This is a genomic window from Paucilactobacillus salsurae (assembly GCF_054784995.1).
The window spans coordinates 38,411-45,583 of sequence record NZ_BAAHWX010000011.1; the positions used below are offsets into that span (position 1 = coordinate 38,411).

Below are 7,173 nucleotides of genomic sequence, written 5' to 3' on the forward strand. Positions count from 1 at the left end.
ATGTCAAACCGGCTAGAGGGAATTGCTGCAAGTAATGGTATCGCCATTGCTAAGGCTTATTTGTTAGTCGATCCTGATTTGTCTTTTGAAAAGAAAACAATTTCTGACTCTGATCATGAAGTCCAAAGACTTCATGATTCTTTTAATGCTTCAACAAAAGAGTTGGAAGTTATTAAGCAAAAGGCTGTCCAATCATTGGGCGCCGAAGAAGCTGAAGTTTTCGAAGCACATATCACGATCTTGGCTGACCCAGAATTGATTAGCGCCATTGAAACAAAGATTAAAGATGAAAAGGTTAACGCTGAACAAGCAGTTAAAGAAGTGACTGACCAATACATCGCAATGTTTGAAGCAATGACTGACAATGAATATATGCAAGAACGTGCGGGAGATATTCGCGACGTTACTAAGCGTATCATGAGTCATTTACTTGGCGTTTCATTACCAAGTCCATCATTGATTGATTCAGAATCAATCGTTGTATCTCATGACTTAACACCTAGTGACACCGCACAATTAGACCGTAAGTTTGTTAAAGGATTTATTACCGATATTGGTGGCCGTACTTCACATTCAGCCATCATGAGTCGCACCCTTGAAATTCCTGCCGTGGTTGGTAGTGGTGACGCTACTACTGAAATTCACGATGGTGATTTAGTGATCGTCGATGGTATTCACGGTAAAGCAATTGTGAACCCAACTGATGCCGAAGTGGCAGATTATAAAGCACAAGCTGAAAAATTTGCTGCTGACCAAGCTGAATGGGCCACATTGAAAAATGCCAAAACAGTTACGGCTGATGGAAAGCATTTCGATATTGCCGCTAACGTCGACACACCTGATGATTTACAAGGTGTTCTTGACAATGGTGGGGAAGCAATTGGCTTGTTCCGTTCCGAATTTCTATATATGGATTCAGCAGAACTACCAACTGAAGACGAACAATTCGAAGCCTACAAAAAAGTTGTTGAAGGCATGAACGGCAAGCAAGTTGTTGTGCGGACAATGGATATCGGTGGTGACAAGCATCTACCATACATGCCATTACCAGAAGAAATGAACCCATTCTTGGGTTATCGTGCCATCCGGATTAGTTTGGATAAACAAGATATCTTCCGAACACAATTACGTGCATTACTACGTGCTTCTAACTATGGTAAGTTAGCGATCATGTTCCCAATGATTGCGACAGTTGATGAATTTAAACAAGCACGTGCCATTTTTGATGAAGAAAAAGCTAAGATGGTTGCCGATGGCAAACCAGTCGCTGACAACATCGAAGTTGGGATGATGATGGAAATTCCAGCAGCTGTTTTGATTGCTGATAAATTAGCTAAATATGCTGACTTCTTCAGTATCGGAACTAACGACTTAATTCAATACTCATTTGCTGCTGATCGTGGTAACGAACATGTTTCTTACCTCTATCAACCATATAACCCATCATTATTACGTTTGGTTAAGCGTGTCATTGACACTGCTCATGCTGAAGGTAAGTGGGCTGGTATGTGTGGTGAAATGGCTGGCGATCAAGTTGCCGTGCCATTGTTAATGGGTATGGGCTTAGACGAGTTCTCAATGAGTGCTACATCAATGCTTCAAACACGTTCATTAATGAAGAAACTTGATACTACTAAACTTGGTAGTCTAGTTGATCAAGCACTTGACGCTGAAACTAATCAAGAAGTCATTGATTTAGTGAAAAACGTTGAAGATAATTTAAACTAAATTAGATTTATTTAGCGCCCTTTGCCGGGGCGCTTTTTTGTTGGTCAAATAGTTAGATTATATTTGTTTAGACCGTTAACGAAAACTTCGGAGAAAATTTAATTTTGTTGGGTCAACTAAAAGTGCCGAAAACACATGATTCGTAAGGGATTACCATTGTTTAGCAAATCTTAATGAATAGTTGGAATCTCCTTGTAAATACGGTACAATGGGTGTCGTTGTCGAATTGCGTTGATTGATTAATAAAATGCCCTTGTGTACAATGGTAGTAATTATCGACGTGCTCAGTACCCCGTACATTAATTGATACTGTGTCGGGTGAATGAAACCGGAGGAGAATCCTTGTGAATATCGGATTATTTACAGATACATACTTTCCACAAGTGAGTGGTGTTGCAACTTCTATCAAGACGTTGCGTGATGAACTAGAGGCCCAAGGCCACAATGTTTATATTTTTACCACCACGGATCCGAAGGTTGATAAAAATCATTTCGAACCAGGCATTTTTCGCTTCAGTAGTGTACCGTTTGTGTCCTTTACTGATCGTAGAATTGCTGTTCGAGGACTCTTTAAAGCTTACCGAATTGCTAAAGAGTTGGACCTTGATATTATCCATAACCAAACTGAGTTTTCCCTTGGTTGGATGGGTAAAGTGATTGCTAAAGCAATGCGAATTCCATGCATTCATACGTATCACACAATGTATCAAGATTATTTACATTACATTGCTAATGGCCATATTTTAAAACCTAAGAATGTGCAACAGTTTGCCTCATTGTACCTAAACCACATGACCGGGATTATTGCACCAAGTCAACGTGTATTAAGTACGTTGGAAGGTTATGGTGTTAAAGCACCTATCCGTGTCATTCCAACGGGGATTAACGTTGCTCGTTATCAACATCAAGATAGCCCACGGACGAGTCATGAATTACGTCAAAAATTGGGTTATTCAGACGAAACGCCGGTTTTATTGTCGTTAAGTCGAATTGCATATGAGAAAAACATTCATGAGTTAATTGAAGCATTACCTGACATTTTGAAACAACGACCAGATGCCCAATTGTTAATTGTGGGTGATGGGCCAGCTAAAGAAACACTCGAACAACAAGTTAGCGATATGCAGCTTGGTGATCACGTGACATTTGCCGGTGAAGTGGAAAATGACCAAGTTTACCACTATTACCAAATGGCTGATGTTTTTGTGGCAGCTTCTGATTCAGAATCACAGGGGTTAACTTATATTGAAGCATTGGCTTCTGACTTGCCAATCGTGGTGATGAAAAGCCCTTATACTGATGAACTGATTGACGATCCAGCTATTGGTCACAGCTTTCAAAAGAAGGCCGATTTGGTGAAGTACAGTATTGCGTACTTGGATAATCGTTCTGATAATGAAGAAGATGCTAAGAAACGGTCACGTAAACTGGATGATATTTCAGCTGAAACGTTTGCTAAAAAAGTGACGCGTTTCTATCATGACAGTCAAATTGAACTAGCAGAATCAAACCGTGAACCGGTTAATTTATTTCGCGGACCAAGAGGATAGTTAATGTTAAAAATATCGATGTTTTCATCTGCCGATAAGGTGCAAGGCCAAGGCGTGGGTAGTGCCTATATTGAATTGATTAGATTGCTAAAAGAGCATTTTAGCGAAGAATTTGATATCAGTATCAATCGCTATCGACATAGTCATATCAGTCACTACCATACAATCAACTTCCCTTATTTTCTATCAACTTTTCTACCTGGACGCGGCAAGAAAATTGGATATGTGCATTTTTTGCCTGAAACACTGGAGGGGAGCATTAAAATTCCCCAACCATTTCGGGCAATTTTTTATTGGTATGTGATGGCATTTTACAAACGCATGGATCATATCGTGGTGGTTAATCCTTCTTTTATTAGTAAATTAGAAGATAAGGGGATTGACCGTGGTAAGATCACGTATATTCCTAATTTTGTTAATCGACAAGAGTTTCATGAATTGTCTGCCGATCAAATTACTGCTTTAAAGGAGCAGTACCATTATGATGCACAGAAAAAAATTATTTTAGGTACTGGACAGATTCAAGACCGCAAAGGGGTGCCTGATTTCATTAAATTAGCGCGACAGAATCCTGATATTCAGTTTATTTGGGCAGGTGGTTTTTCATTTGGTAAAATCACAGACGGTTACGCTGAATTAAAACGAGTCGTGGATAATCCGCCAGCTAACTTAAGTTTTCCCGGTATTGTCTCACGTGAGGAGCTAATCAACTACTATAATATGGCTGATTTGTTTTTATTACCGTCTTACAATGAACTATTTCCAATGTCTGTACTTGAAGCCTTTAGCTGTGGTACACCAGTTCTACTCCGTGACTTGGATTTATACCGTTCAATAATTGATGGATATTACGAAGCTGCGAGCGACGTTGACGAAATGCAAACCAAGTTAACTGCTTTGCTCGATAATCCAGCTGGATTGAAATTTTTACATGATAAATCGCTAATTGCTAGTGATCATTATTCTGAAGCTCATCTAGCACAAATTTGGCATGAATTTTACTTACAACAAGCACACGAGGACTAAATATGTCGCGACGCAATCAAATTGTTTTAGTTTTAATGTTAATAGTCGGGCTAGGGATTTTTGCCTTTTCTCTGCGCAATGTTCAATTGTCACAGGTCGTTCATGATTTAGCGAACCTCAAGTGGCAATGGTTTTTAGTGGCAGTGTTGTGCATTATTTTGTACCTAGTCTTAGAAGCGGTCGTCGTTAAAATATTTATGGCTGACCGCTATCAAGGATTTACGTTTAAAGACGCACTACGGGTGCCTTTGATCGAACAATTATTCAATGGATTAACACCATTTTCAACTGGCGGGCAACCAGCACAACTGATTGCGATGATGCAAACAGGTGTGGATGCGGGGCAGGCCAGTTCAGTATTGTTAATGAAGTTTGTGGTGTTTCAAGCAATGATTGTGGTGAACTTCATTATTAGTTTGATCATTGGTTTTCATTTTATTGCTGAGAAATTACAAGCACTGTCGTTATTTGTGGTGTTTGGTTTCTTGATTCATTTAGCAGTGATTGTTGGTCTCCTCATGGTGATGTATTGGCATGGGTTCACCAAACAGTTGGTTAATTTATTAATTACGCCTGTTAAATGGTTCCGATCTGCTGAAAAGTTTGCAGAAATGAAAGTTAACATCGATGAAAAAATTGACACTTTCTATGCTGAAAGTGTCAAATTGAAATCAGAAGGATTCAAATTAGTCCGCGTTTTTGTGGTGACTTTTGTGCAACTTTTGTTTTACTACTTAATTCCGTATTTCATTATGCTAGCACTTGGTGTTAGTCATATTAATTTAATCATGGTCACGAGTTTGCATGTGTTAATTGTGATGATTATCTCACTGTTCCCAATTCCAGGTGGAACAGGTGGTGCTGAGTATAGTTTTTCCGTGTTATTTTCCAGCTTTATTGGGACCAATAGTAAACTTGTTCTAGCGATGATTCTCTGGCGGGTGCTGACGTATTATTTTGGCATGTTTGCAGGCATGTTTGCGTTAGTAATTAAACCAGATAAAGTTCAAGAAAAAAAGTCGACCATTTAAGGTCGACTTTTTAGTTTATTGTTGATTATCTGGATTTTCAATGTAAGCACGCATGCGCTTCATTGCTTCTTTTAGTTTTGCAATATCGGCAGCATAACTAACACGCACATAACCTTCGCCTTCATCACCAAAAGCGTGACCAGGAATAATTGCCAAGTGATTTTTGTGAGCTAAATCTTTGCAAAAGGCCATCGAGTCTTGGTTAAATTGGGCCGGAATTTTACCAAAGATATAAAAGGCACCATCCGGACGGGCCACATCAAAGCCCATGTCCGTCATTTCTTTATAAACATAATCGCGGCGTTTGAGATACTCTTTAGCCATCTCTTTACCATCATCTTTGCCAGCAGTGAGTGCTTCAACCCCAGCTTTTTGAACAATTGATGTGGCCGCAGTAACCATGTATTGATGCACTTTTTTAATTTGTTCTACCATTTCATGTTCGGCAAAGATAAATCCAAGTCGCCAACCAGTCATGGCATGTGATTTAGAAAGGCCACTGACCAAAATCGTTTGATCAGGAAGCAATTTGGCAATTGAAAAGTGGGTATCGCCATAGGTTAATTCAGAATAAATTTCATCGCTGATCACCCAGAGATGATATTTTTCAAAAACAGCGGCTAATTTTTCTAGTTCACCTTGACGGTAAGTCACGCCAGTTGGGTTGCTTGGGTAATTTAATACAATTGCTTTAAAGTTTAATTCTGGATGAGCTTTAATTGCTTGTTCAACAAGCTCTGGATTTAAGCCAAAATCATTATCGCGGGTATTAATGCGAACTTCAACACCATTATAGAAGTTGATGAGTGGTGTGTAGGCAGAATAGATAGGTGCGGGGATGAGCACGCCATCACCAGGATTAAGGACAGTTCCTAAACTGGCAGCAATTGCTTCAGAAGCCCCAATCGTTGTGATGACATTATCTTGATCATAGTGAAGACCATATTTTTCGTTTTGAAAGTCTGCAGCCGCTTTTCGTAATTCCGGAATACCCGCATTCATAGTATAATGGGAGAAATTATCATCAATAGCCTGTTTAGCGACTGCTTGTATATGTTGGGGTACGTTAAAATCAGGTTCACCCAAAGTTAGTTTTAGAATATCTGGAATTCCAGTTGTTTCTTCATCAAACTGGCGAATTTCAGAAATTTCAATTGTATCGAGATTCTTGTTTAAATTATTTTGATATAAACTCACAAGCACATACTTCCTTTCAGGATATTAGAATTATTCTATCACATGTGCTATAGTGTGTTAGCTTTTTATTGGAGATTACTATAGTAAAGAAGGTGAAAGTTTGGAAAAATCATCCTTGTTTCAAATTTTGAGTAGATTGTACGCCATGCAACAAGATCGCAATAGTCAAAATCAAATGCGCCGCTTTGAACAATTTGGTATAGAGGTCTGTCAGGTAAACTATGATCAAGTAACCCAAACATACCGCGTAATTGAATATCGGCCGTATAATGAATTTACATTCGATGATATGGATTTAGCAGCAATTGAAATCTATGATTGCCTATCTGAATTGCAGTTAACATTTTAATCATATTTTCATCTTATTTACCTTGACTCACACCAATTTTATTTGGTATGATATTTGTTGTCGTCAAGGCAAGTACAGCAAAGATTTTGTTCAGGAATTTCTTAGAAATTTTATTGACATCAATTTTGCTAAATGCTATGATTTGATAGTTGTCTTTTTGACAAGGTAGACCTTTGAAAACTGAATAAAGTTTCGACGAATCAAATGTGCAGGGCTCTTAAAACGTAGATTTTAAGAGAAATAACATTTGCGAAGTCAATTCGCTAAAAGCAACAAATAAAAAGAGCTATTC

Annotated in this window: 6 protein-coding genes; 5 read left to right on the plus strand and 1 reads right to left on the minus strand. The window is 38.6% G+C overall.

Annotated features, from left to right (window positions below; translation table 11 throughout):
* From ptsP to ACYVQZ_RS08410, 4 genes are all read left to right on the plus strand, one after another.
* Positions 1-1,728: a phosphoenolpyruvate--protein phosphotransferase gene (ptsP, locus tag ACYVQZ_RS08395; protein WP_461240962.1), complete on the plus strand. Its 1,728-nt coding sequence runs from the start codon at positions 1-3 to the stop codon at positions 1,726-1,728.
* Positions 1,729-2,072: 344 nt separating this feature from the next.
* Positions 2,073-3,278, plus strand: coding sequence for a glycosyltransferase family 4 protein (locus ACYVQZ_RS08400; protein WP_461240963.1), 1,206 nt, complete (start codon positions 2,073-2,075; stop codon positions 3,276-3,278).
* Positions 3,279-3,281: 3 nt separating this feature from the next.
* Positions 3,282-4,304: a glycosyltransferase family 4 protein gene (locus ACYVQZ_RS08405; protein ID WP_461240964.1), complete on the plus strand. Its 1,023-nt coding sequence runs from the start codon at positions 3,282-3,284 to the stop codon at positions 4,302-4,304.
* 2 nt (positions 4,305-4,306) lie between these two features.
* On the plus strand, positions 4,307-5,335 hold the full coding sequence (locus tag ACYVQZ_RS08410) for a lysylphosphatidylglycerol synthase transmembrane domain-containing protein (RefSeq protein WP_461240965.1): 1,029 nt from the start codon (positions 4,307-4,309) through the stop codon (positions 5,333-5,335).
* A 15-nt stretch (positions 5,336-5,350) separates the two neighbouring features.
* Here ACYVQZ_RS08410 and ACYVQZ_RS08415 read toward each other — a convergent pair whose 3' ends face one another.
* Entirely contained in the window at positions 5,351-6,532 is a 1,182-nt protein-coding gene (locus tag ACYVQZ_RS08415) for a pyridoxal phosphate-dependent aminotransferase (RefSeq protein ID WP_461240966.1), read from the minus strand.
* 100 nt (positions 6,533-6,632) lie between these two features.
* On the opposite strand from ACYVQZ_RS08415, the gene ACYVQZ_RS08420 reads away from it, so the two are divergent.
* Positions 6,633-6,881 (plus strand): DUF1797 family protein, encoded by a 249-nt coding sequence (locus ACYVQZ_RS08420; RefSeq protein WP_461240967.1) that lies wholly within the window; start codon positions 6,633-6,635, stop codon positions 6,879-6,881.
* Positions 6,882-7,173: the final 292 nt, after the last annotated feature.